This is a genomic window from Bartonella sp. AA86SXKL (genome assembly GCF_042196885.1).
The window spans coordinates 1-708 of the sequence record NZ_JBHIRE010000334.1 but is presented as its reverse complement, the minus strand read 5'-3'; the positions used below and the strand labels follow the sequence as shown (position 1 = coordinate 708).

The 708-nt window shown below is 41.1% G+C and carries 1 protein-coding gene; it reads right to left on the bottom strand.

The features are described from left to right. The coding region (locus ACFIO5_RS11855; protein ID WP_375705516.1) for an AAA family ATPase at nt 1-708 on the bottom strand (708 nt) is incomplete at both ends.

The following is a 708-nucleotide window of genomic DNA, read 5'->3' as shown; positions in this document are numbered from 1 at the left end:
CCCATGCAACATAAGTGTTTGCTAGGCTATTTTCTTTATGAGGGCGAGCCGAACGGACTAGCTTTAAAATGGCTTCGACAACATTTTCAGAGATAGGCATTTTGCGGACAATTTTTTGAATTTTTTGTAGCGTTTTTGTTGATAGAACCGGTTTTGCATTTTGGTTTTTTCCTCCTGTTGTGTCTAGAATAATACGCCTTTCTGTGGTGAGATCAGGATAATCAATATCGATTTGCATCAAAAAGCGATCTAGTTGGGCTTCAGGAAGTGGATAAGTTCCTTCTTGTTCAAGAGGGTTTTGGGTTGCAAGAACATGAAAAGGTTGTGGTAAATCATAACGGGTGCCTGCAACGGTAACATGATATTCTTGCATAGCTTGTAAAAGCGCTGATTGCGTGCGCGGAGAGGCACGATTGATTTCATCGGCCATAAGAAGTTGGGTGAAAATAGGGCCTTGAAGGTAGCGGAAAGAGCGTTTACCACTTTTATCTGAATCCATAATTTCAGAACCAATAATGTCCGATGGCATCAAGTCAGGCGTAAATTGAATGCGTTTTTCATCAAGCCCCAATACTATTCCTAACGTTTCAACAAGACGCGTCTTAGCAAGTCCTGGAACACCAACGAGAAGGGCGTGTCCTCCAGCTAAAATGCTTGTTAAAGCGTATTCAATCACATGATTTTGACCAAAAATAACTTTGTCAACTT